Below are 24,062 nucleotides of genomic sequence, written 5' to 3'. Positions count from 1 at the left end.
CTCAGTGCACCCGTACGACTGTCCGCACCGTCGCCTGGTCGATCTCCGAGGTGCGTACGGTGAACCGCAGCTCCCAGTCGCCGGGGATCGGGAAGCTCACCGCCCCGACGGCGTGGTGCGGCGCGACGCCCAGCATCGGGGTGTCGGTCGGTTCGACACCCTGCGCCGGCAGCGCGGCGGTAAGTGTCCACTCCACCGCCGGCAGCGGCTTGCCGTCCGGGGTGTAGACGTACGCGTGCACCGTGTTGTTCGGCCCCAGCTGCACCGGATAGACGTCGAACTGGAGGGTGTAGATCGGCGAGGTGAGCGTCTGGGCGAAGGTGTCCGAGGCGGCGATCCCGGCCTCCAGCCGGGCGTTGCGCCCGGGGGTGGTCTGCACCAGCACCGCACTGATCCCGAGCACGACCAACCCGACCAGCACCTCCAGGCCGACCGCCCGGCGCAACCGTCGCCGCCCGGCGACCGCTGTCCCGGCGACCGCTGTCCCGGCGGCCGCTGTTCCGGCGGGCGTTGCCTCGGCAGGTGTTGCCTCGGCGACCGTTGTCTCGGCGGGCGTTGCCTCGGTAGGCGTTGTCCCGGCGGTCGCGGTGGCCGGCCCGGCGGTCAGGCGACCGTGGACCACGCGACGGTGGACCAGGCGGCGGTGGACCAGGCGGCGGGCGTACCAGGCGACGCCGAGCAGCAGCGCCAGCAGCGCCACCTTGGCCAGTACCAGCCGTCCGTAGCCGGTGCCGAGAAGGGCTCCCGGTGCGCCGACCTCGATCACCGCCTGCACCACCCCACCGGCGACCAGCCAGAGCACCGCGATGCCGGCCCAGCGCGACCAGACCGGCGTGACGACCGCCAGCACCCGGGGATGGGCGGTGCGCAGCGGGAAGCAGGCCAGCGTCACCAGCCCGCCGAGCCATACCGACATCGCGGCCAGGTGTACGACGGCGGCGATGCCGCTGGCCAGCGGGGTCGGCGAGGCGGCGGCATGCCCGGCCAGCGGCCAGGTCGCCAGCCCGGCCAACCCGAGTGCGATCAGCAGCCCGACCCGGATCCGACCGGCCCGACCGGCCAGCACCGGCGGCAGCAGGGCGGCGACCAACGCCAGGATGCCCAGCCTGGCGGCGAGCGCCAGCCCGAAGTCCGAGCCGAGCAGCTGCCACAGTTCGGTGCCGGAGACGTCGAACAGCCCGGCCCCGCTGGCGTAGGGAGCCTGCGCCCAGAACCCGGTCAGGGTGCCGGCCGCGACCAGCGCCACACCGGCCCGGACCAGCCGTACGGCGCCACGGCGGGGCAACCGGCGCGGCCAGAGCAGCCCGAGCAGCAGCGCCGGGCCGACCAGCAGGACCAGGCCGGCGTACCCGAGGTATCTGGTCACCGGCATCGCGATCCGGACGTCGGGGCGTACCGTCTCGGTGGTCGGCTCCGGCGGGGTGGCCGAGGCGGCACCGACCGCGAAGGTGTAGCTCCCGGCGACCGGATGGCTGTCGGCGGAGATCACCCGGTAGCTGACCAGGTAGCTGCCGAGCGGCCGGTCGGCGACCCGGATCGGGATCCGCAACGTGGCGTCCCGGACGCTTGCCTCCCCGTCGTTGATCCGCTTGCCGTCCGGTGCCAGCACCTGGGCCCGGCCCGGGACCAGAGCCACCGGTTCGCTGAAGGTGATCGTGACCTCGGTGGGGGAGAAGCCGAGCACGGACTGCTGCTGCGGCACCGTGCCGACCACCGCGGCGTGCGCCGCCGCCGGCCCTGCCGGGCCGAACAGCACCGTCACCGCACCGAGCAGCAGCACCGCCAGCACGGCGCTGAGGTGTAAGGAAGGGCCCCTTCTTATCGTTTTCTGTTGTAGCGGGGGCCCTTCCTTACACCTCAGCGGCGGCGGTGCGGGTTGCAGTCGAGAACGTCCCACCTCAGTTAGATCGTTTTTCGGCGCCGGGAAGTTCAATCCGCCATCTGACTGAGTGGAAACTTCGTTCATCTCCTGTGGTAGGAACCCTGCGTGTCCCCGGATCTCGACGACGAATTCCGCTGGCTGGAGGCGCTCTCCGGCCCCGAGGTGACCGACTGGCTCCGCGCCCGCAACGCGGAGACCCGTGACGCGCTGGCCGACGACCCCGGATTCGCCGCTCTGGAGGCCGAACTGCGGCAGGTGCTGGACGCCGCCGACCGGGTGCCGTTCGTGCATTGGGACGGAACCTACCTCTACAACCTGTGGAAGGACGAGACCCATCCCCGGGGGTTGTGGCGGCGTACCACCCTGGAGGAGTACCGCCGGGCGGAGCCGGGCTGGGATGTGCTGCTCGACATCGACGCGCTGGCCGCGGCCGAGGGCGAGCCGTGGACCTGGCAGGGCGCGATCGTGGCGCGGCCCGGGTACCAGCGCTGCCTGGTCCGGCTGGCCCGGGGCGGCTCGGACGCCAGCGTGGTCCGCGAGTTCGACCTGACGACCCGGGCGTTCGTACCCGACGGCTTCCGCCTGCCCGAGGCGAAGACCGACGTCGGCTGGATCGACGCCGACCACATCTACGTCGGCACCGACTTCGGTCCCGGGTCGCTGACCGCCTCCGGCTATCCCCGGATCGTCAAGCGCTGGCGCCGGGGTACGCCACTGGCCGAGGCCACCGTCGTGCACCAGGGCCGGGACGAGGACGTCTCGGTGTACGCGGTGCACGATCCCACCCCCGGCTTCGTACGCGACTTCCTCGGCCGCCGGCTGGACTTCTTCCGTCGGGAGGAGTTCCTGCGTACCGCCGACGGCGAACTGGTCCGGATCGACGTGCCGGAGGACGCCGGAACCGACGTACACCGGGAGTGGCTGCTGATCACGCTCCGCTCGGGCTGGACGGTGGCCGACCGGACGTACGCCGCCGGAACGATTCTGGTCACCCGGCTGGACCGGTTCCTCGCCGGTGAGCGCGACCTGACCGTCGTCTTCGCGCCCGGCCCGCGCAGCGCACCCGGCCGGCACGCCTGGACCCGGGGACACCTGATCCTGAACACCCTGGTCGACGTGCGGAGCCGGACCGAGATCCTCACCCCGGGCGAGGACGGCTGGCGGCGGCGCCCCCTGCTGGACAGCGCCGGTGCCGCCGACGAGCGGCACGTCGTGATAGTCGACACCAACCCGGAGCAGAGCGACGAATACCTGCTGGCCAGCACCGGTTTCCTGGCACCGACCGCGCTGCACTACGGCACTGTCGACGGGTCGGTCGAGACGCTGAAGCGGGACCCGGCCTTCTTCGACCCGGCCGGGATGACTGTCCGGCAGTTGCACGCCCGATCCGCCGACGGGACCCGGGTGCCGTACTTCCTGGTCGAGCCGGCCGGGGAGCCGAGCGGGCCGACCCTGCTGACCGGGTACGGCGGCTTCGAGTTGGCCTGGACGCCCAGTTACAGCGGGATCATCGGCCGGGGCTGGCTGGCCAGGGGTGGCAGGTACGTGGTCGCCAACATCCGGGGCGGTGGCGAGTACGGCCCGCGCTGGCACCGGGCGGCGCTTCGGGAGAACCGGCTGCGGGCGTACGAGGACTTCGCCGCCGTGGCGACCGATCTGGTCGACCGGGGCATCACCGTGCCGACCCGGCTCGGCATCGAGGGCGGCAGCAACGGCGGGCTGCTGATGGGCGTGATGCTGACCCGGTACCCGGAGCTGTTCGGCGCGGTGGCGGCCCGGGTGCCGTTGCTCGACATGCGTCGCTACCACCTGCTGCTGGCCGGCGCCTCCTGGATGGCCGAGTACGGCGACCCGGACGACGAGGCGGACTGGGCGTTCCTGCGCGAGTACTCGCCCTACCAGAACGTCCGGCCGGGGCGGCGGTATCCGCCGGTCCTCTTCGTCACGTCGTCCCGGGACGACCGGGTGCATCCGGGGCACGCCCGCAAGATGGCGGCCCGGATGCGCAGCTACGGCTACGACGTCTCCTACTACGAGAACGTCGAGGGCGGGCACGGCGCCGCCGCCGACAACGCGCAACTGGCGTTCAAGTGGGCACTGATGCTGCGCTTCCTCTGGCGCAGGCTGACCGACGCGCCACGCTGACCCCGCCTCCCGGCCCGCCGTGCTGACCCGCCGCCCCGCCGCGCCGCCCCGCCCCGCCCCGCCGCCCCGCCGCGCCGCGCCGCGCCGCCCCGCCCCGCCCCGCCGCCCCGCCGCGCTGAACCGCATCCCGGCCGGGCGCGCTGAACCGCCTTCCGGCCCGCCCGACTCACTCGGCCGCTGGCGACCGCGTCGGCCGGTGTGCTCTCTGCCGCCCGTGCTGTCCCCGGCCACCGCGTCCGGCCGCTGGCGACCGGGTCGGCCGGTGGCGAGAGGCGTGTTCGGTTCAGTCGCCGGTGGCCGGGGTGCCGCCGTGGTGTTCGACCAGCCGGGCCAGCAGGCGGGTCAACCGGTCGCGCTCGTCCGGGCTGAGCGGGGCGAGCAGCTCGTCCTGGATCCGGGTCAGCCGCTGGTCGAGCCGGCGGAGCTGGCGCCGGCCGGCCGGGGTGAGGGTGATGACGTTGCGCCGCCGGTCGGTCGGGTCGGGGGAGCGTTCGACCAGTTGCCGGTCGGCGAGGTCGTTCACCGCCGCCACCACGTCGCTGAGGTGGATGCCGCTGCGCCGGCCCAGGTCGGCCTGGCTGGTCGGGCCGACCTCGTCCAGGGTGAGCAGCAGCCGGTAGTGGTAGCCCCGGGAGCCGGTCTCCGCGAAGCCTTCGGTGACCAGCCGGTGCGCGTGCCGGGCGCTCTGGGCCAGCAGCCAGCTCGGCAGGCTGGCCAGCCGGGCGGGCGGACTGTCTCCGGTTGGGCTCTCCACGGTGAGCACCCTAACAAAAGTCGTTTGGTGGACTAACGGTTCGGGTCGATTGGGCGTACGATCGTTAGTGCTCCAAACGTTAGTCGCACTAATGATATCCCGGAGTGTCCGGCCGAGGTCGGGACGCCCGGGCGTCGGGGGAGGACGACACATGATCAAGCCATTCCGGATCGAGATCCCGGAGGCCGACCTGACCGACCTGGCCGAGCGGCTGCGCCGGACCAGATGGCCGGACCAGTTGCCCGGCGCCGGCTGGGACTACGGCATCCCGGTCGAACGGGTACGCGAACTCGCCGACCACTGGCGTACCGGTTACGACTGGCGGCGGGAGGAGGCCGCACTCAACGAGCTGCCGCAGTACACCACCGAGATCGACGGGCAGAACGTGCACTTCCTGCACCTGCGCGCCGCTGACCCGGACGCGCTGCCGCTGCTGCTCACGCACGGCTGGCCGGGATCGGTGGTCGAGTTCCTCGACGTGCTCGGGCCACTCGCCGAGGACTTCCACCTCGTCGTACCCGCCATCCCCGGCTACGGCTTCTCCGGCCCGACCCGGGAGCGCGGCTGGGACGTGCACCGGGTCGCCCGTGCCTGGGCCGAGCTGATGCGCCGGCTCGGCTACCGGCGGTACGGCGCACATGGCGGCGACTGGGGGTCGAGCATCTCCCGCGCCCTCGGCGAGTACGCCCCGGAGAACGTCGTCGGGGTGCACCTCACGTACCTGCCCACGCCACCGCCGCCCGGCTGGACCGGTGAGGCCGAACTGTCCGAGTCGGACCGGGAGCGGCTGGCCCGGATCCGGCAGTACGTGGCCCAACGCCCCGGTTACATGGTGTTGCAGAGCACCCGCCCCCAGACTCCGGCGTACGCGTTGATCGACTCTCCGGTCGGGCAGCTCGCCTGGATCGCCGAGAAGTTCACCGAGTGGACCGATCCCGCCTCGACGATCCCGGTGGACCGGCTGCTCACCAACGTGATGTTCTACTGGCTCACCGGCACCGCCGGCTCGTCGGCCCGGCTGCACCGGGAGAGTCGGATCGGGCCGCAGCGCTGCCCGGTGCCGGTCGGGGTGGCGGTCTTCGCGCACGACATCACCCGGTCGATCCGCAGCCTCGCGGAGCGGGCCTACCCCGTCGTCCGGTGGTCCGAGTACGACCGGGGTGGCCACTTCGCCGCCCTGGAGGTGCCGGAACTCCTGGTCGACGACATCCGGGCGTTCTTCTGGGGCCTGCGCTGAGACGTCGGCGGGCGGCCCACTGCGGTGCAACAACGCCGACCGGTGGCCGGGCCCCCACGCCCGGCCACCGGCCGGCCCGGCCGGCGGCGTGCGCTCAGCTGCCGCCGCCGCCCCCGCAGCCGCCCCCGCCCCCACCGCAACTACTTCCGCCCCCGCCACTGCTGTCCGAGCCGTACCCGCCGACGCTGCAGGCGAAGTCGCCGCTGCTGCTCCCCGAGTCGCCGCCCGATCCCGTGCTGGAGACGGCATTCAGTCGCTGCTGGATCCCGGCCTCGGCGGCGAACTCGGGATCCGCCGCCCAGAACGCCGCCGGGCCGAAGAGCGCGACCGACATCGCCGCGCCGGTCGGACCGTAGGTGTTCCAGGCCGGCTGCTGGCCCGGTGCCAGGTGCGCGTTTCCGGTGCGCAGGCTGTGCAGCGCCCAGTTGCCGGCCCGGGTCCGCGTCGGCGGCCGGCGCCCGAGCAGCATGGTGGTGACGCCCAGCCCGCCCAGGGCGAGTATCAGCGGCAGCCGGGGCTCGCCGGTCGAGGGCACGGCGAGCAACCGGAGTACGCCGAGCAGCAGCACCCCGGCGAGGAGGAAGATCGGAGTGCGAAGCGCACGCCGAACCTCGTCGCCCGGAATCAGTCCGGCCCTCTCCAGCCCGGTACGCAGTCGGGACAGCTCCATCGACACACCGGAGTCCCAGATCAGCTCCTGTGGGCGGCGGCGCTGCCCCGCGAAGCGGTGGACCGCAGCCTCCAGACCGCTCGCCCCGACCGGCCGGTCTCCGGCGAGTTCCAGGTACCGGTCCGGAGCGGGACCGATCGCGATCGCACCGGCGTGGCGCAACCCGGCCAGGGCCGTGTAGATGGCCAGCCGCTCGCCGCCGTTGAGGTAACCGACCTGGTCGGCGCTGAGCGTCGAGGTGCGTACGCTCTCCGGCCCGGCGAGGATCTGCCGGCGCCGTACGGCGGCGTAACCGACGACCACCACCGCCAGGAGCAGATAGCCCGCGAGGAAGCCCGACGCGCTGATTCCCCAGGTCACGTTGCTCGGATCAAGAGTCATGGCCCAGTCCCCGTCCACTTGGGTCGAACGTCCCTAGATTGTGCGGCCCGGGGTGTCGGGAAGTACCCTTGATCACTGTTTCTTGACCGAAGCTTGCGGCTGTTTCTCGACCGAAGTTGCGACTGGCGGTGGTCCCGCCGCGCCCACTGGCTGGGCGGCGCTGCGAGCCTTTCCGCTGCTACCGGCTGGAGTCGGCTCCGGACGCCAGCCGGGGCCGGGCCTGGCGCCCTACCATCTCGGCGTTGGCGTTGGCGTTGGCGTTGGCGTTGGCGTTGGCGTTGGCGTTGGCGTTGGCGCTGCCGGTGCTGCTGCCGGTGGCGGTGCTGCTGGCGCTGCCGGCGCGGATGCGTCGGGCCAGCCAGGTGGTGACCCGGTGGGTGCCGTGCACCATGCCGACGTAGGCGGTCACCGGGAACACCACCGCGAGCAGGCCGAGCGGCCAGCCCAGCATCGCGTTGCGGAAGGAGAGGTCGGTGACCGGTCCGGCGACGGCCAGACAGACCCCGACCAGTGCTGCCGCGGTGCCGAGAGCGATCAGCAGCTTTCTCGGCAGTCGCCCACCGGGGGCGGCGAGTTCGCCGACCACGACGGAGGGCAGGAAGAGCAGCGGCAGCAGTGCCACACCGGCCACGGCGGCGAGCAGCACCATGAACGGCCCGGCCAGCGGCCCGCCGATGTCGGCACCAGTGGCAACCGCATAGCCGAGCAGGCCGACGTAGACGACGATTCCCTCGGCGGTGAAGACCAGCCAGGCGGTCACGCCGCCCACGAGGTGTCGAGCGAACAGTCCGAGCATGACGCGTCCCCCCCGCCGGGCGTTGCTGTTCCAGCAGTCGGCCGGAAGCTGTCCACCCTGGAACGAGTTTAGATCGCCACCGGTTGACGGCAGCACGGATATCCCCGGTCTCAGGTTGCCGCCGTACGGATGCCGAGCCCGACCAGGATCGTGCCGGTCGCTCGGTCGAGCAACCGGCGGGCCCGTACGGTGCGCAGCAGTCGGGCGGCGGCTCCGGAGACGGCGGTCCAGCCGGCGAGCCAGCAGCCGACCAGGAGCGCGTGTGCCGTGCCGAGCAGCAGCATCGGGGCCAGCACCGGACCGTCCACGTCGAGGAACTGCGGGGCCAGGGTCAGGTAGACGGCCGCCGCCTTCGGGTTGAGCACGTTGCCGAGAAATCCCTGGAGGTACGGGTGGTGGCCGCGCCACGGCAGCCGCCGGGCCCGGGGCGGGACCGATCCGTCCACTGTGCTCGGTCGACGGCGGGTCGTCGTCGACCAGAGCAGCCAGAGTCCGAGGCCGACGAGATAACCGGCACCGAGCAGCTTGACCAGCAGGAATGCCTGCGAGGAGCGGAGTACCAGCGCGGCCAGCCCGACAGCGGCGAGCAGGGCGTGCAGGTAGAGGCCGGTGAGGGTACCCAGGATCACCCACCAGCCCTGCCGGCGCCCGCCGGCGGCGACCCGCGAGACGACCAGGGCCAGGCTGGTGCCCGGGGTGGCGGTGATCGGTGCGACGGCCACCAGGAAGCCGAGTACGGCGACGCCCCGCATCCTCAGGTGACTACCCGGTAGTGCGTGGTGAGCAACCCCGCGTCGTCGTAGACGTGGAACGCCACCCCGGGCGGCTGGGTCGGGTCGAGCAGCGTCCCGTCACCCTCCCAGGGCAGCCGGAGCGTGGAGGCGACGCCGGGGGCGATCCGCAGCGGCCGGCCGGCGAAGGTGCTGGCGGCGGAGGTGTGGAAGTGCCCGGTCAGCACCGCGACGACCTGCGGGTGGGCGGCGAGGAGTTCGGCGAGCGGCTCGGCCGGAAGCAGCCGGATCGTGTCGGCGACCGGATGGTGCAGGGCGATCGGCGGGTGGTGGAAGGCGACGAAGACCGGCGTCCCGGCCGGCGTCGAGCCGAGTTCGTCGGCGAGCCAGCCCATCGTCTCGGCGTCGAGGTGCCCGTCGTGCCGGCCGGGCACCGACGAGTCGGCGAGCAGGAAGACCGCGCCGGCCACGTCGTGCCGGCTGTTGATCGGGCCGGTTCCGCCGTGCGGGTCGCCGAGCAGACCCTTCCGGTACGCGTCCCGCACGTCGTGGTTGCCGGGGCAGACGAGTACCGGCAGCGGCGAGGCGAGGAGCTTCGCCGCCAGCTCGTACTCGGCCACCTCACCGCTGTCGGCGATGTCCCCGGTGACCAGGATCGCGTCGACCGGTCGCGGCAGGGCGTGCAGGTAGTCCATCACCCGGGCGGTCCGTTCCGCCGACCGGGGATGGCTGTCCAGGTGCGTGTCGCTGAGGTGGGCGATGACGAGCACTCGATTTCCCCCTAATGGTTGCTCGTTGCTAAGCCATTAGGGACGCTACCCTGGACCCGGCCGCCCGGACAAGCCGTCGGCAGTGGGCCAGCACTGGACCGGCAGTAAACCAGCAACGGAGCGACGACGGATCAGCAGAGGAGATGCCGATGTCGCAGCAACTCGCGCTAGCTCTCGCCGGCACGATCCGGCACGACGGCAACGGCGGGGTGGCGGACGACCTCGCCGACGTCGCCGGGCTGGCCGAGTGGCTCCGCGAGCAGGCCGAGCCGCTGCGCGAGTACGCCGGCAGTCTCGACCCGAGCGGGGAACTCGCCGACGAACGGCTCCGGCTCGACGTGGTCGGGCTGCGCCGCGTCACGCGTACCCTCTTCGCCCGGGCTGTCCACCCCGGACCGCCGAGCCGGGCCGACTCCGCCGCGCTGCTCCCGGTGCCGGAGGCCGTCGACCAGCTCAACCGGGCCGCCGGGCGATGGCCGCTCCGCCCGGTACTGAGCTGGCCGGACCGGGCGGACCCGACCCTCGACTGGTCCGGTGCAGCGGCCGATGCCCGGACACGCCTGCTCGCCGGGCTGGCCCGGGCCGCGATCGAGTTCCTGGCCAGCCCGGCGCGGGAGCGGCTGGCCGCCTGCCCGGCGCCCCGCTGCGTGCGCTACTTCGTCCGGGGACACCCGCGTCAGGAGTGGTGCAAGGCGTCCTGTGGCAACCGCGCCCGCGTCTCCCGGCACTACCGCCGCCGCGCCGCGGACCGGACGGACTGACCACCGCTCCCGCCGTCCGGCGGCACTTCCGCCCGCCGTGCCGAGTTCTGCCGGTTCTGCCGGTCCGTCCCTGGATACGACCCGGGTCCGCCCAGCTCAGCCGGGCCGGCCGGGAGCCGGTGCCCCGCACGTCCCGCTACCCCGGGTACGCCCCGCGCCGGCCCATAGCGTTTCGGGGGTACCGACCCTCGGGCGATGGGAGCAGGAAGATGCGTCGGATCCTCGCCGTGCTCACCGCGGCAGTACTCGGAGTCGCACTTGTCGCGCCACCGGCGCCGGCCCTGGCGGCTCCCGGTGACCAGACCTGGTCCTGCGGCAGCGTGCCGGCCGGCTGGGTCGTGCTGGCGTACGGCGGGATCTGCAACCCGAACACCCGGGCCAGCTACCTCTTCGTGCAGCAGGCCGACGGGATGCCCGCCGGCTCGTCCCTGACGGTGTGTCGGTCCTCGCCCATCCCTGCCGGCTGGCGGATCGTCTACGGCCCCGTCTACTCGGGCAGTTGTGTCGTCAACTGGGGCAGTTCCTCGCCCAACGCCTACGTGATCTCCAACTCCTGACCGTCACGCCGGGCGGCCGTCGGCGCCGGGTACCTGCTGGCGCAACACCCGCAGGTGCGCGGCCCGCAGTTCCGCGCCGGGCATAACCCCGAGTTCGTCGGCGAGGCGTGCCCGCAACCGGCCGAAGAGTCGCAGCGCGCTGGCCTGCTCCCCGGTGCTGGCCAGCGCGAGCATCAGCCGGGCGTGCAGCCCTTCGTGCCACTGCTCCACCTCGGCGACCTGGGCCAGCGGCGCGGTCACCCGATCGGCGACGCCGGTGGCGAAGGCGAGGTCGGCCAGGGTCAGCACGCAGTCCAACCGGTGCCGGGACAGGGCAGCCGCGGCGGGATGCCGGAGCAGCCTGGATCCGGTACCGGCCAGCAGCGGCCCGCGCCAGCAGGCCAGCCCGGCGCAGAACAGCTCGACCGCCCGATCCAGTTGCCCCCGGCGGTGCGCCCGGGCGGCCCGCTCGGCAAGGGTCCGGAAGCGTCCCGCGTCGACCCGGTCGGCCGGCAACGCGAGTCGGTACCCGTGCCGGTCGCGGACGATGACCGGTCCGGTGGCCGGTCCGGCGCGCCCGGCACCGGGGTGCGCGGCGCCGACGAGCCGACGCACCCTGGTCAGGTACGTCTGGACCAGGGCGCGACAGCTGCGCGGCGGCCGGTCCCACAGCACGTCGACGATGTCGCAGACCGGCACCGGCTGGTCCGGTTGCACGGCGAGCAGCCCGAGCAGGAGCTGGTGCTTCGGCGGCCCCACGTCGACCGGCCGGCCCCCGTGCCGGATCCGCAGCGGTCCCAGTACGTCGATCCGGAGCGACCCGTCCGACCGGCCCGACCCGTCCGGCCCGTCGGGTCGACCGGGAACCGTGGAGCCGAGCCGGGCCTGTTCGGCGGCGGAGAGGTCGAGGGCGGCGGCGAGCCGGGCCAGTACCCGGCGCTGCGGTTGCCGTACCCGGTCGTGCTCCAGATCGCGTACGGTCCGTACGCCCAGCCCGGCGTGGGACGCCAGGGCGACCTGGGTCAGCCCGGCCCGCGCCCGGTACCCGCGAAGCAACGCGCCGAACGTGCCCGGCTCTTCGTGCAGCCGGCAGGCAGCGGCAGAGGTGGACGACCCATCCATCGACACTGCCGAGACTCCCAGCCGGAACTGGACGCCGACTGAACCGCCGCTGGACCGGCTGAATCACCGCTGGACCGGTTGGGCCCCGCAGGCGTGCTCCGGGTGCCCGGCGGCGCCCCGGTCGCCGGTGCCGCCCGAGCACGACCTGGTCGCCGGTGCCGCCCGAGCACGACCTGGTCGCCGGTGCCGCACGAACTCGCCCGGCAGCCGGTGCCGCCGGAGCAGCACCCGGTCGCCAGGGTGGTGCTGACCTACTCCGATCGGTGTAGCCGGTAGTCCCGCAGCGTCGGCGCGGAGCCCTGCCGCAGCACGACGCGCCGGGCGGTGCTCCGCGCATAGCGTCCGGGCGAGTCCACCGAGGAGGTTCCCGATGTCCCGCACCGCATCCCCGACCCGACCGCCCCGATCCGTCGGCGTACCGCGTCCACGGCGCCACGCCGCTGCCGATGCCGTACTGGCCGGCGTGGCGCTGCCGTTCGTCGGCTTTGTCGTGGCCGACCTCGGCACCCCGGAGTGGAGCCCGGTGGAGCGGATGATCAGCCACTACGTGCACGCCCCGGGGGTGGGACCGCTGATCCCGGCCGGGCTGCTGGTGCTCGCCGTCGCGTCGGCCGGACTGCTCCGGCTGGCCGCCGCCCGGACCCGGGGAGGCAGGGTCGGGTTGTGGCTGCTCGGGATCTGGAGCGTCGCCGTACTGGTGGGCGGGATCTTTCCGACCGACCCGTACGGCCAGTGGGACCGGCCGCCCTCGCCCGTCGGCATGCTGCACGGGGTTGCCGGGCTGACCGCCTTCGTCGTGCTGCCGGTCGCGGCTGTCCTGCTCATCCGGTCGTGGCGGCGGGATCCCCGGTGGCGACCGGTGCACCGGGCACTGGCCGTCACGACGGTGCTGTGTGTGGTGGCGTTCCTGGGCTTCGCGGTGGCCGGAGGCGACGTGATGACCGACGGCGCGTCGTTGACCGTCGGCGGGTACGAGAACGTCGCCGGACTCGCCGAACGGCTGATGCTGTGGTCGTACGCCCTCTGGCTCGGCACGGTGGCGGTCGGCCTGCGCCGGATCGTCCGGCAGGAGCGGGCGGCCGGATAGGCGGGATTCTCCGCCACCCCGGCCATCCGGCAGATCCATCGGTGTCCGCACCGAGGCCCGTCGGCGTCACGAAGTGTCGCCGGACGACCACTATGGATGATCTAGCTCTGCGCCAAGACTGCTCCGGTGACCTATCAACCACATGAGCCCGGCGCGTATCCGCACACCGGGCAGCAGCCGGGCTACCAGCCGTCCGCAGGCCCGGCGTACCCGGGGGTGGCCCGTTCCCGACCCGGTCCGCTCGGCCGGCTCGGTCCGGGGCAGAAGGCGGCGCTCTTCGTCGGTGGTCCGGTGCTCTCGCTGCTGCTCTGCTGCGGCGGCCTCGCGGCGATCGGGAACAGCGCCGATCCCGAGGCCGGTTCGGCGAACACTTCCTCGGCGGCGGATGCCTCCGTCGCCGCCACGCCGTCGGTGTCGCCGAGTTCCCCGGCGACCACGCCGTCGGTGTCGCCGAGTTCCCCGGCGACCGCGCCGTCGGAGGCGGCGAGTCCGGCGCCGACCTCGGCGGCTCCGACGACCCCGACGACCGACCGGCGGCGGATCACCGAGACCCGCAGCATCCCGTTCGGTCAGCGGACCGTGCAGGACTCCTCGCTGGCCAAGGGCAAGCGCAAGGTGCGGACCGCCGGGGTGAAGGGCAGCAAGACCCTCACCTACGAGGTCACCTACGTCGACGGCGTGCAGACGGCCAAGAAACTCGTCTCGGAGGTGGTGACCAGGAAGCCGGTGACCCAGGTTGTCGCGGTCGGCACCAAGGAGACCAGCAGGTGTGATCCGAACTACAGCGGTTGCGTCCCGATCGCCAGCGACGTGGACTGCGCGGGTGGCGGCGGCAACGGACCGAAGTACGTCAGCGGACCGGTACGGGTGATCGGCAACGACATCTACGACCTGGATCGGGACGGCGACGGCTACGGCTGCGACGACTGAGCGGTCGGCGACGTGTCCCGTCGGGCGGTCGACGCGGGGTGCTGGGCGGTTTCGGGGCCGGGGGACGGGCTGGGACGGGTCAGGGTCGTCGGGGGGCGGAATATCGCTGGCTGTCCGGCGGCCGGGCCGGGAGGATGATCCAATGCGGATTCGACCGGCCCGGCAGCAGGACCTGCCGGTACTGCGGGACATCGAGCGAGCCGCCGGGCGGTCCTTCCGGGACGTCGGGATGCCCGAGATCGCCGACGACGAACCACCCTCGGTCGAGGAACTGGCCCGGTACCAGCGCGCCGGCCTGGCCTGGGTCGCCGTCGACACCGACGACGTACCGGCCGGCTATCTGCTCGCCGAGCCGGTGGACGGCAACCTGCACGTCGAGCAGGTGTCGGTGCATCCCCGGGCCGCCCGCCGGGGCGTGGGTCGGCAACTGATCGAGCACCTGGCGGCGCATGCCCGGACGGTCGGGGTGCAGGCGCTGACCCTGACCACCTTCACCGAGGTGCCGTGGAACGCGCCGTACTACGCGCGGTGTGGCTTCGTCGCCCTCGACGAGCCGGAGTTGACGCCGGGGCTGGTCGCGATCCGGGCCAGCGAGGCGGCACACGGCCTGGACCGGTGGCCCCGGACCTGCATGCGCCGCGACCTGTAGCCCCGGGCCGGGGAGTCAGACCTTCTACCCGGGCGCCAGACCTTGTCTACCTGCGCACGTCAGACCTTTTCCACCTGCGCCGGAGCGGGCGGGGCGACCTTGGCCGGGGTGCCGTAGCTCTCGAAGGTGACCTCGGTGTCGAAGAGCATGTGCTGGGCCGAGGAGTCGGCCTTCAGCCGTACCGGCCGGCCGCTTCCGTCCAGATAGAGCGAGACCTTCAGGACAGCCGCGCCCACCTGCTGCGTCCAGGTCGTCATCTCCGGCCCGGCGGTGTTCGTCGAAAAGGACCAGTCGACCGTGTAGCCGGTGGTGCCCTCGGGCTCGCCCGGTGCCGGTGTGGTGGCCACCCCGTCCGCCTCGGGCAGGCCCTGGTCGAGCAGGAACAGCGGGTCGAGCAGCCGGGTCATCACCAGTGCGAACCACTCGGGTGCGATCGGCTCGTCCGGGGTGGCCTGCCAACCAGGGTTGATCGAGAAAAATTTCTTGCCCGCCGGCAGCTTCCACCGCGACGAGTTCAGGTACACGGCGTTGTCGGCCCTGATCAGCCGGCCGTCGATCGTCGTCGGGTCGCCCGAGCCGGTCTCCGTACGGTAGCTCCAGGTCACCGCCATCGCGGTCCCGGCGACCACCTCGGCCTGCCCGGTCATGGTGCCGCCGGACAACGTTCCGCCGGACTGTCTGGTCTTGAAGGTGGCCCGCAGTGTCTGGGCTTCCTTGACCGCCTGGGCCGCACCCCGCAACGCCGCGGATTCGGCAGGCGTCGCCTCGGGATCGCCGCTTCCGGTGAGCCTTTGGCAGCCGGTCAGCACGACCAGGGCGACGACGGCAGCCAGTACGGCACCGCCACGGTGCATCCGAGTCATCCCGCTCCCCGTTCCGGTGTCTCGGTAGATCATCTTCGGAACGGCGGAGCGTAACACGACAGCCCGGATGACCAGCGGGTCGGTCGGAGGGGTCCCGCACGGGCCCGTCCGGAGCTGTCAGCGGGCCACCGCGATCGTCAGCCTGGCCGCACTGTCGCCTGTGGACGCCCGGGGGACCGGACCGGTTCCGGAGAGCCTCGCGGGTGCGGAGAACCGGTCCAGCACCAGCAGTTCAGTGCCGGGCGCCAGCTCGGCGAGCAGCACCTCCTGGGCCTGCCGAGCTATCCGGATGCAGCCGTTGCTGTTGTCCCGGCCGAGTTGGCGGGGCTCGTACCAGGCGTGCAGGCCGATGTGCGCACCGCGCAGCCCGGACGGGACCGAGTTCGGTTCGTCGGGTACGGCGCCGAGCGCGAAGACCGGGGTGTCCGCGTAGACCCGGCCGGGCAGGGTCGACCGGCCGAGGATGAACGTCCGGCCCAGCGGGGTGGGCGTGGCCGGGGTGCCGACGCTGACCTGCCAGGAGCGGACCAGCCGGTCGTCCCGGTACCAGTGCAGCCGGTGGCTCCGCCGGGCCACCACGACCAGGTCGCGCAGTTCCACAGTGCTCCACGGCCCGGGCGGTACCCAGGCGATGGTCCGGTTCGCCGACGGAAGCAGTAGGGCGGTCCAGCCCACCCGGCGCGCCACGATCGGCATCGTCACCGGAACTCCGCTGATGGTGGGGGCGAGGAAGGCCCGGGGTCGGCCGCCCGGCGCGTCGTAGGCGGCGACCCGGCGGATCGGTCGGAGGCCCTCGCCGAGTCGTACCGTCGACATCGGCGCCGGGTCGCGGGGAAAGCCGCGCGGTGCGGGTCCGTAGTCGACCGTCGGGAGGTCCGCCGGAGGTGGCGCGGCGGGCAGTGTCGGCTCGGTGGTGGGCGGGGCGGCCGGAGTGGGCCGGAGCAGTTCGGCCGGCGGTGGCCGGTCGGCGGCCCGTCGTGGCCCGGGTGCCTCGTTGACCACCGCCACCGCCAGCACGAGCACCCCGGCGAGTACGGCCAGAGCGGCGCCGGTCCGGCCGCGTGCCCGCCCCGAGGCTGTCGGGTTGAAGCGGACAAAAGGCATCTAGCTACTTTATGTGATCGACCTGTCCGGGTCGGTCATTCCCGATCCGTGTGTCCCCGGCCGGTGCCGGGGAGCGGCACGTCGCCGATCGGGGGCGTGCCAGACTGGGCGCCATGACTGAGCCGTCTCCTGTCCGGCAACTCCGGCTGGTGGTCACCGCCGACGACTACGACGAGGCGCTCCGGTTCTACCGCGACGTGCTGGGCATGCCGGAGCGGGCGGCCTTCTCCTCACCGGACGGTCGGGTCACGATCCTGGAGGCCGGCCAGGCCACCCTGGAGATCACCGACCCGGGGCACGCCGAGTTCATCGACGAGGTCGAGGTGGGCCGACGGGTCGCCGGGCACATCCGGGTCGCCCTGGAGGTCGACGACAGCCCGGCGGTCACCGCGACCCTGGCCGACGCGGGTGCGACGGTGCTCGCCGAGCCGACCCGTACGCCGTGGAACTCGCTCAACTCGCGGTTGGCCGCACCCGGGCACCTGCAACTGACCCTCTTCACCGAACTGGGTACGGAACACCCTGCCCCGCAGGAGGAGTGAGGCGCCGGGCGGTCAGAGCCGTACCGGCATCAGGATGGAGAAGGCGCGGTCGTCGTCGGCACGGCGTACGGCCAGCGGGCGGATCGGCCCGTCGAGTTCGAGGACCAGTTGGCCCGGCCCGACCGCGTCCAGGGCGTCGAGCAGGAACTCCCGGTCGACTCCGACCCGCACCACCGGATCGGCCGGCGGGGTCGGTGCGTCGGCGGGGGCGACGGTGAGCCGGTTCGTGGCGTCGACCGCCAGTACGCTGACCGCGCAGCGGGCGCCGTCGTCCGGCCGTACCACGGTCCGGGTCTCGCCGGAGGTCAGCCGCTCGCGCAGCCCGGCGACGTCGACAGTCACCCGGCGGCGTTGCGGCCCGCCGGTCGCGGCCCGCAGGAACCGGCGGTAGTCCGGAAAGTCGTGCTCCATCGGGGTACCGGCGACCCGGCGGTCCCGCACCCGCAGGCTGACCGTGGCGGGGCCGAGGGTGAGGGTCGCCGGCCAGCCACCGGTCAGCAGCGCCCGGGCCGCGTCGACGAACGCCACCGGCGCGGTCAACCGGGAGACCTCACCGTGCGCCCCGGCCCTGGCGGGGTCGTCCGGGCCGGGTTCGGCGGGGACCTCGGCGACCGCCATCCGGTACCGGTCGGTGGCGACCAGCCGGAGCACGTCCCGGTCGATCTCGAAGTGCACGCCGCCGAGCATCGGCAGCCCGGGGTCGGCCCCGACCGCGAACCGGACCGCGTCGACCGCCGCCGCGAGCTTCCCACCGGATACGGTCAGCCGGACCTCCGGCTCGGCGGCGGTGCAGAGTACCCGGAGCCGGGCCGCCTCCCGGCGGGCGTCGGCGAGCCCCTCCTCCAGTCGGTGCAGGTGTGCGTCCAGCAGCCGGGACACCGCGGCCGGGTCCGAGCCGCGCAACTCGAGTACCCGGGTGATCTCGGCCAGCGGCATCCCGATCCGGCGCAGGCCGGCCAGCAGGCGGGCGGCGGGCAACTGCCGTTCGGCGTACCTGCGGTAACCGGTGCCCGGGTCCACCGAGGCGGGCGGCAGTACACCGGCGCCGTCGTAGAAGCGCAGCGCGCTGATGCTCAGGCCACTGGCCCGGGCCATCTCGCCGATGCCGAGAAGTCGGCCACTCCCGTTCATGAGCAGGCATTCTGCCGCCTCGACCAGGTCGAGAGTCAACCCGCTGCGCCGATCGGCCCGGCGCATCGAGCCGTGGTAGGGGAGAAGGGATATGTATCTACAGCTATCTATAGAGCGCTAGTGTGCTGCCTGACCCGACTCCGACACCCCAGGAGGTCAGCCATGTCCCGACCACACCCGGCGCGCGTGCTCATCCGCCGCACGTGCCTGGTGGCCGCGCTCGTCGCCGCCGGCCTGTCCCTGCCGGCCATCGCCTCGGCGGCACCGTCCACGGCGTACGCGAAGCTGCCGGCGGCGGCGGACGCGCCCGGACCTGAGGCCACCGACGGCGACGGCGGCATCGGCACGCTTGTGGTGAACGGCCGGCCGGCCTCGGAGAACTACTCGTTCCTGGTCTACACCTCGGGTTGCTCGGCCTCGCTGATCAAGGCCAACTGGGTGGTCACCGCCAAGCACTGCCCGACGCCGAGTTCGGTGCGGGTGGGCAGCATCAACCGCACCAGCGGCGGCACGGTGGTCAGCGTGGTACGCGCGGTGAACCACCCCTCCATCGACGTGAAGCTCTTCCAGCTCGGCAGTTCGGTGAGTTACGCCCCGGCCGTCATCCCGAGCACCTCCGGCGCGGTCGGTACGGCGACCCGGATCATCGGCTGGGGGCAGACCTGCCCGACCCGGGGCTGCGGCTCGGCGCCGACGGTCGCCCACGAACTGGACACCTCGATCGTGGCCGACAGCCGGTGCTCCGGCATCAACGGGCCGTACGAGATCTGCACCAACAACACCAACGGCAACGCCGGGGCCTGCTACGGCGACTCCGGTGGCCCGCAGGTGCGCAGCGTCAACGGCCGGTGGAACCTGATCGGCGCGACCAGCCGGGCGGGCAACAACAACTCGACCTGCGCGACCGGGCCGTCCATCTACGGCGACCTCCCCTCCATCCGGACCTGGATCAACACCCAGGTCGGCGGACTGCCCTCCTGACCGACCGACCCCGCATCCGTTGACCGGCGAGCGCGGGCCCGGCGACCAGCTCGCCGGGCCCGCGTCGTGTCGCCCGGTGCCGGCTGCGCTTCGGCGGCCGCCGGACGGCGGCTGAGCCTGGAGTACGGGAGGCGTAACGGGGTGGAAACTGTAAAGCCATTTGTGAGTGCCATGGCAGCGTGTTATGGTATCGACGTTCTCTGATGGCTTGGCCAGGGTGATTTCCGTTTTCTCCACCGAGGACCGCGTGCGGGGGCGTCGCGTGAGTGGAAGAATTCCGTTGCTCGATTCCGCACAATGGCGTGCCGGGCAAGAACCCGATCGATGACTCGCTGACACCACGTGGGCCACGGCCACCGCCGCTACGCCCGCGCCGCCTGCCGGTCACGTACCGGCTTCGGGCGATCCTGTGACCGCTGGCCTGCCCGAGCGCCACCAGCGTCAGGCAAGCTGTCGTCACCTGCGGATACGTCAGCGGTGGGCCACGGGCGCACGACCGTTGCGGGTGTTGCGGCGTCACACCCGGCCATCGTGCCACCGGCCTGCCGTCGACGTCGGCCGTGCCCCGACGCACCGCACCCGCCCCGGTTTCCGGACGGGATTCCTCCCTGTCGTTCGCCATCGTCTCTGGAATCGGTCAGAAAAAGGGGGAAACATCATGCGAAAACTGCGTGCCAATAGGCGAAACAGCTTCCGACTGCTGGTGTCGCTGCTTACCGCCACCATTGTCGGTGGTGCGTACGCCGGACCGGCGGCCGCCGCCGGCGTCTCGGCCGAGGCCGGCTCGTCGACGACGAGTAGCGGGACCTGTGAGTTTTTCAGCGCGCTGTGCCTGTTCGAGGGGACCTCGTACACCGGAGCCCGGTTCACCGCTTCCGCGCTGGACCCGGCGGTCGGGGCCTGTGTCGACCTGGTCGCGCACGGCTGGGCCGAGCGTGCCCACTCGTGGATCAACACGAACAACCGGGCTGCCCTGCTCTACGTCAACGACGACTGCACCGGCCGGCCGATGCTGCTCACCGGCAGCAACCCGTCCTTCACCTTCCCGGCGCAGAGCGTCTTCGTCTACTGAACCTGCCCCGAGCCGGTAACGAGGGCCCCGCGACCACCGGATGCGCTGAGCGGGGCGACTTCCTCACACCGACCGCGGCCGGGCCGGCGAGGCGGCGCCGACCGGGCCAGGGCCGGGCGGCGAGGTGCTGCGACGCTGTTTCACCGCAGCACCTCGCCGGTCTCGGCCAACTGCTTCGCCTGGCGCAACGCGGCGCGTACCGCCTCCCGGCGGTTCTCGCCGAGCAGCCAGGTCGACAGTCTGGCCAGCGCCGGCGGTTCGTCCTCGCAGAGCACGGCGACGAGTTCGCTGCCGCGCCCGCCGGGCGCCGGGCGTACCGTCACCGTCACGCCGGGGCCGAGGCCGGCCACCGGCTCGGGAAGCCGCCCATCCGGCGCCAGCTCGGCGGGTGGGCGGTCGATGGTCACCGCGTACGACCGCGAGCCGGTGCACTCGGCCTGACGGTCGGGTACCCCCATCGCAATCCTCCGCCGCGCTCATGCCTCGGGCCGCCCGACCCGCTGCACCTGTCCCTGTCCCTCTCCCTGTCCCTGTCACCTGTTGCCTGTCGTCCCGGCGCTCCACCTGTCCCGGCTGTCCGGTGCCGTCCGGTCTGGTGTTTTCCGGGTCCGCGCCGGGTCCGCGCCCGGGGCGTCATCGTCCGGCGGTACCGGGTGAACCGGACTCGTCCGCAAGGGGTGAAGCGCCACGGGCGGGGTATCCGCCTCGGACCGTCGCACCGGCGGGTCGGAAGAGGTGGGGCATTGTCGGAGCGGATCGAGGACCGGATCGGAAACCGGATCGGGGAGCGGATCGAGGACCGGGTCGGAAACCGGATCGAGGATCAGGTCGAGGAACTGCTCGGAACGGGCGGGCCGGGCACCGCAGCGGCATCCGCCGGCCAGCCGGGCGGGGCCGAGCGTCCGGTACCGCCGTTGCTCACCGCCAAACTGGCCGCCGCGCCCCGCTCCGGGGCGGTACTGCTGCCCCGGCCCCGGCTCTTCGAACTGCTCGACCTCGGCACCGCCGGGCCGTTGACAGTGGTCTCGGCCTCGGCCGGCTGGGGCAAGACGGTGTTGCTGAGTTCCTGGTGCCGGGCGCGCAACGCGATGGACGGTCGGGCCGGAAAGAGCCCGGACCGTGGCCCGGTGGGCTGGCTCTCGCTGGAGCCGGGTGACGGCGGAGCACGACTCTGGTCATATCTGTACGCCGCGCTGCGCCCCGCCGTCGACGGGCCGGAACCGGATGCCGGGGCGGAGCCGGACCCGGCGTACGGGTTGGAATCCCTCGCCGACCAGTTGGCCCGGCGTACCGGCCCGGCGACCCTGATCCTGGACGATCTGCACCAGGTGGACGACCCCGAGGTCTCCAGCGGGCTGGAGTTCCTGCTCCGGCACACGGCGGGACGACTGAGGCTGGTGATCGGCTGCCGTACCGACCCCGGGCTCGCCCTGCACCGCTGGCGGCTCAGCGGGGAGCTGACCGAGATCCGCGCCGCCGACCTGGCGTTCCGGGCGAGCGAGGTCGCCGACCTCTTCTCCGCGTACGGGGAGCCGTTGCCGCCCGAGCAGACCCGCAGGCTGGTGAGCCGTACCGAGGGCTGGCCCGCCGGCCTGCGGTTCGCCGCGCTCGCCCTGCCAGGCCACCCCGACCCGGCCCGGTTCGTCGACGAGTTCACCGGGGAACATCCGGACGTCGCCGCCTATCTGACCGAGGAGCTGATCGTCGGGCTCTCCGGTGACGCCAGGGAGGCGCTCTGCCGGGCGTCACTTGTCGCGGGCTTCTCCGCCGAGCTGCTGGACACGTTGACCGGACGCACCGACGCCTCCCGGGTACTGTCCGAACTGGACCGTCTCGGCGGGTTCGTGATCCCACTCGGCGGTCGACCGGCGGGGTACCGGTGCCATCCGATGCTCGGCGAACTGCTCCGCTCCGAACTGGCTCGCCGCCCCGCCGAGCAGGTGGCCGAGTTGCACCGTCGGGCCGCCACCTGGTTCACCGCGAACGGCCTACCGGCCGAGGGGCTCCGGCACGCGCTGGCCGCGCACGACTGGCCGTACGCGATCGACGTGCTGCTGCGGCACTGGCCGGACCTGGTCCCCTACGGCCAGTACGCGCCGACCCGGCCGGCGCCGCCAGCACCGTCCCCCGAGGCGGTCCGCTCCGATCCCGAACTCGGCCTCGCCTGTGCCGCCGACCGGCTGGACGGGGGCGAGCCGGCGGCCGCCTCGGACTACCTCGGGGTGGCGGCCGAGCACACCGATCTGCTCGACAGCGCCCGCCGGCACCGGTTCCGGCGAATCGCGGCGGCGCTGCGGCTCGCCGCCGCCCAGCCGCACGGGGACGGACCGGCGGTACGCGCGGGTGTCGCCGACCTTCTCCGCCCGGATCCGCCCGCGTCCGACACCGCCCCCGGAGTCGACGTCGAGCCCCACGCCGACGTCGAGCCCCACGCCGACGTCGAGGCTCGCAGGGACGCCCAGCCTCGCGCCGACGCCGAGCCACATGCCGACGCCAAGCCCCACGCACACGTCGAGCCTCCGGCGGACGCCGAGGCTCGCGCGGACGTCCCGGCTCACACCGACGCCAAGGTCGATCGGGTCGACCGCGCCCAGCACACCCTGATCGACCTCGACTTCGACCTCGACCTCGACATCAACCTGAATCTCGACCTGGACCAAGACCTTGGGATCGAGATCGATCTTGATCGGATCGGTTCCGGGGACTCCGGTCAGGACGATCTCGAACTGCGGGCCAGGGCGGTGGCCAGGATGGTGCCGGGAATGATCAGGTTCGGGACGGGGGAGTTGAGCGTCGCCGAGCCGGAGATCGTCGGCGGGCTGGTCGAGGCGACCCGGGCGGGACTACCCCGGGCGCGTCGGCTCTGCCTGGGCCGGTTGGCGCTGGCCCGGGCTGTCCGGGGCGAGCTGACCAGCGCCGACGAGGCCGCTCGGGAGGCACTCGGCGCGGCACCCCTCGACGGGCTGGTCCGGCCGGCTGACGGCGTACACGCCCATCTCGCGCAGGCGCTCGTCGCGCTGTACCGGGACCGGCCGGACGACGCGGACGCGAACCTGGGGCTCGGCCTGCGGGCCGCCGAGCACGTCGACGAAGCGTTGGTACACGGACTGGTCGGCATCATCCAGGCGCGACTGCTGCGCGACCGGGGTGACCTGACCGGTGCGCACCAGGCGTTGGCGGGAAGCCGTCGCCGACTCGGTGACCGGGCGGAGGCACAGCCACTGGCACACTGGCTGCTCGCCGCCGAGGCGGAACTCTGGATCGACCACGGCGACGTCGAGCTGGCCCGGGAGATGCTGACCCCGGTGCTGGAGTGCGCGGTGGCGCCGATCGAGCCGGTGGCGGTGGCGCTGTCCCGGGCCCATCTGCGGGGGCGGGATCCGCAGGCCGCCCTGCGTACGTTGCCGGACTGGGAGGCGCCGGCCGAGGCTGGCGGGCCGCTCCCGCTGCGGCTGGCGGCCGGACTCCTCGACGCTAGTGCGGCCCGGCTGACCGGTGACCACCGTCGCGCCACCCGGGCACTCGAACAGGTGCTCCGGCTGGCCGAACTGGAGGGCTTCCGGCAGGTCTTCACCCGGGCAGATCCACCGGTACGGGAACTGCTCGCCGCCCACCTCGACTCCGGTACGGCGTACTGGTCGATGGTGCGGGAACTGCTCGACGCCACCGACGGTACGGCCGGCGCGGGGGGGACGTCGACCCCGCCGCCACTCGGTGAGCCGCTGACCGAGCGGGAGTTGACAGTGCTCCGCTACCTACAGAGCGTCCTGTCCAATGTGGAAATCGCAGCGGAGCTGTCGCTCTCGGTCAACACCGTCAAGACACACGTCCGGAACATCTACCGCAAACTCGACGCCACCCGGCGGCGTGACGCCGTACGGCGGGCCCGCGAACTCAACCTGATCTGAGGGCCGCAAC

General features: G+C 72.9%; 22 protein-coding genes. 11 read left to right on the top strand and 11 right to left on the bottom strand.

Going from position 1 to position 24,062, the window contains the following annotated elements; all coding sequences use genetic code 11:
- Nucleotide 1 precedes the first annotated feature (1 nt).
- Nucleotides 2-1,789, bottom strand: a complete 1,788-nt coding sequence (locus CLT71_RS13560; protein ID WP_158242228.1) for a copper resistance protein CopC/CopD — start codon at nt 1,787-1,789, stop codon at nt 2-4.
- A 198-nt stretch (nt 1,790-1,987) separates the two neighbouring features.
- Between CLT71_RS13560 and CLT71_RS13555 the strand changes: the two genes are divergently transcribed.
- Entirely contained in the window at nt 1,988-4,027 is a 2,040-nt protein-coding gene (locus CLT71_RS13555; RefSeq protein ID WP_101367417.1) for a prolyl oligopeptidase family serine peptidase, read from the top strand.
- A gap of 283 nt (nt 4,028-4,310) precedes the next feature.
- Here CLT71_RS13555 and CLT71_RS13550 read toward each other — a convergent pair whose 3' ends face one another.
- The gene (locus CLT71_RS13550; RefSeq protein WP_101371425.1) at nt 4,311-4,781 is read right to left on the bottom strand and encodes a MarR family winged helix-turn-helix transcriptional regulator; all 471 of its coding nucleotides are present in this window, start codon (nt 4,779-4,781) and stop codon (nt 4,311-4,313) included.
- Between the two features lie 151 nt (nt 4,782-4,932).
- Between CLT71_RS13550 and CLT71_RS13545 the strand changes: the two genes are divergently transcribed.
- Nucleotides 4,933-6,018 carry an epoxide hydrolase family protein gene (locus CLT71_RS13545; protein WP_101367416.1) on the top strand — a complete coding sequence of 362 codons (1,086 nt, stop codon included), beginning with the start codon at nt 4,933-4,935 and terminating at the stop codon, nt 6,016-6,018.
- Between the two features lie 94 nt (nt 6,019-6,112).
- Here CLT71_RS13545 and CLT71_RS13540 read toward each other — a convergent pair whose 3' ends face one another.
- From CLT71_RS13540 to CLT71_RS13525, 4 genes are all read right to left on the bottom strand, one after another.
- Nucleotides 6,113-7,069 carry a TIGR04222 domain-containing membrane protein gene (locus tag CLT71_RS13540; RefSeq protein WP_101371424.1) on the bottom strand — a complete coding sequence of 319 codons (957 nt, stop codon included), beginning with the start codon at nt 7,067-7,069 and terminating at the stop codon, nt 6,113-6,115.
- A gap of 178 nt (nt 7,070-7,247) precedes the next feature.
- Nucleotides 7,248-7,865, bottom strand: a complete 618-nt coding sequence (locus CLT71_RS13535; protein WP_486483250.1) for a hypothetical protein — start codon at nt 7,863-7,865, stop codon at nt 7,248-7,250.
- Between the two features lie 110 nt (nt 7,866-7,975).
- Nucleotides 7,976-8,617 (bottom strand): LysE family translocator, encoded by a 642-nt coding sequence (locus tag CLT71_RS13530; protein WP_101367415.1) that lies wholly within the window; start codon nt 8,615-8,617, stop codon nt 7,976-7,978.
- Between the two features lie 2 nt (nt 8,618-8,619).
- Nucleotides 8,620-9,366, bottom strand: a complete 747-nt coding sequence (locus CLT71_RS13525) for a metallophosphoesterase (protein ID WP_101367414.1) — start codon at nt 9,364-9,366, stop codon at nt 8,620-8,622.
- Nucleotides 9,367-9,515: 149 nt separating this feature from the next.
- Here CLT71_RS13525 and CLT71_RS13520 point away from each other — a divergent pair, with 149 nt between their 5' ends.
- Nucleotides 9,516-10,127, top strand: coding sequence for an ABATE domain-containing protein (locus tag CLT71_RS13520; RefSeq protein ID WP_101371423.1), 612 nt, complete (start codon nt 9,516-9,518; stop codon nt 10,125-10,127).
- Between the two features lie 209 nt (nt 10,128-10,336).
- A complete protein-coding gene (locus tag CLT71_RS13515) occupies nt 10,337-10,684 on the top strand; it encodes a hypothetical protein (RefSeq protein WP_101367413.1) in 348 nt (115 codons plus the stop codon).
- Nucleotides 10,685-10,687: 3 nt separating this feature from the next.
- Here CLT71_RS13515 and CLT71_RS13510 read toward each other — a convergent pair whose 3' ends face one another.
- Entirely contained in the window at nt 10,688-11,785 is a 1,098-nt protein-coding gene (locus tag CLT71_RS13510; protein ID WP_143743461.1) for a BTAD domain-containing putative transcriptional regulator, read from the bottom strand.
- Nucleotides 11,786-12,155: 370 nt separating this feature from the next.
- On the opposite strand from CLT71_RS13510, the gene CLT71_RS13500 reads away from it, so the two are divergent.
- The 3 genes from CLT71_RS13500 to CLT71_RS13490 all read left to right on the top strand — a co-directional run bounded on the left by CLT71_RS13500 (nt 12,156) and on the right by CLT71_RS13490 (nt 14,451).
- Entirely contained in the window at nt 12,156-12,872 is a 717-nt protein-coding gene (locus CLT71_RS13500) for a DUF998 domain-containing protein (RefSeq protein ID WP_101367410.1), read from the top strand.
- A gap of 126 nt (nt 12,873-12,998) precedes the next feature.
- Entirely contained in the window at nt 12,999-13,802 is an 804-nt protein-coding gene (locus tag CLT71_RS13495) for a G5 domain-containing protein (protein WP_486483249.1), read from the top strand.
- A 142-nt stretch (nt 13,803-13,944) separates the two neighbouring features.
- Nucleotides 13,945-14,451 carry a GNAT family N-acetyltransferase gene (locus CLT71_RS13490; RefSeq protein ID WP_101367409.1) on the top strand — a complete coding sequence of 169 codons (507 nt, stop codon included), beginning with the start codon at nt 13,945-13,947 and terminating at the stop codon, nt 14,449-14,451.
- Between the two features lie 59 nt (nt 14,452-14,510).
- Here the strand turns inward: CLT71_RS13490 and CLT71_RS13485 are convergent, their stop codons facing one another.
- Together CLT71_RS13485 and CLT71_RS13480 are read right to left on the bottom strand one after the other, a co-directional pair.
- On the bottom strand, nt 14,511-15,314 hold the full coding sequence (locus CLT71_RS13485; protein WP_143743460.1) for a hypothetical protein: 804 nt from the start codon (nt 15,312-15,314) through the stop codon (nt 14,511-14,513).
- Between the two features lie 117 nt (nt 15,315-15,431).
- Complete coding sequence (locus CLT71_RS13480; RefSeq protein ID WP_101367407.1) at nt 15,432-16,418, bottom strand: L,D-transpeptidase; 987 nt, start codon at nt 16,416-16,418, stop codon at nt 15,432-15,434.
- A 113-nt stretch (nt 16,419-16,531) separates the two neighbouring features.
- Here CLT71_RS13480 and CLT71_RS13475 point away from each other — a divergent pair, with 113 nt between their 5' ends.
- Nucleotides 16,532-16,960: a VOC family protein gene (locus CLT71_RS13475; protein ID WP_101367406.1), complete on the top strand. Its 429-nt coding sequence runs from the start codon at nt 16,532-16,534 to the stop codon at nt 16,958-16,960.
- 12 nt (nt 16,961-16,972) lie between these two features.
- Here CLT71_RS13475 and CLT71_RS13470 read toward each other — a convergent pair whose 3' ends face one another.
- Nucleotides 16,973-18,091, bottom strand: coding sequence for a DNA polymerase III subunit beta family protein (locus CLT71_RS13470; protein WP_101367405.1), 1,119 nt, complete (start codon nt 18,089-18,091; stop codon nt 16,973-16,975).
- A gap of 162 nt (nt 18,092-18,253) precedes the next feature.
- On the opposite strand from CLT71_RS13470, the gene CLT71_RS13465 reads away from it, so the two are divergent.
- Both CLT71_RS13465 and CLT71_RS13460 read left to right on the top strand, forming a co-directional pair.
- A complete protein-coding gene (locus CLT71_RS13465) occupies nt 18,254-19,072 on the top strand; it encodes a trypsin-like serine protease (protein WP_101367404.1) in 819 nt (272 codons plus the stop codon).
- Between the two features lie 658 nt (nt 19,073-19,730).
- Nucleotides 19,731-20,144, top strand: a complete 414-nt coding sequence (locus CLT71_RS13460) for a peptidase inhibitor family I36 protein (protein WP_101367403.1) — start codon at nt 19,731-19,733, stop codon at nt 20,142-20,144.
- A gap of 140 nt (nt 20,145-20,284) precedes the next feature.
- Here CLT71_RS13460 and CLT71_RS13455 read toward each other — a convergent pair whose 3' ends face one another.
- Nucleotides 20,285-20,602 (bottom strand): hypothetical protein, encoded by a 318-nt coding sequence (locus tag CLT71_RS13455; RefSeq protein ID WP_101367402.1) that lies wholly within the window; start codon nt 20,600-20,602, stop codon nt 20,285-20,287.
- A 285-nt stretch (nt 20,603-20,887) separates the two neighbouring features.
- On the opposite strand from CLT71_RS13455, the gene CLT71_RS13450 reads away from it, so the two are divergent.
- Entirely contained in the window at nt 20,888-24,052 is a 3,165-nt protein-coding gene (locus tag CLT71_RS13450) for a winged helix-turn-helix domain-containing protein (protein WP_101367401.1), read from the top strand.
- The last annotated feature ends 10 nt before the right edge of the window (nt 24,053-24,062 follow it).

The sequence above is a fragment of the Plantactinospora sp. CNZ320 genome, from assembly GCF_002846275.1.
The sequence above is the reverse complement of the archived record's forward strand: the minus strand, read 5'-3'. Positions and strand labels throughout refer to the sequence as shown.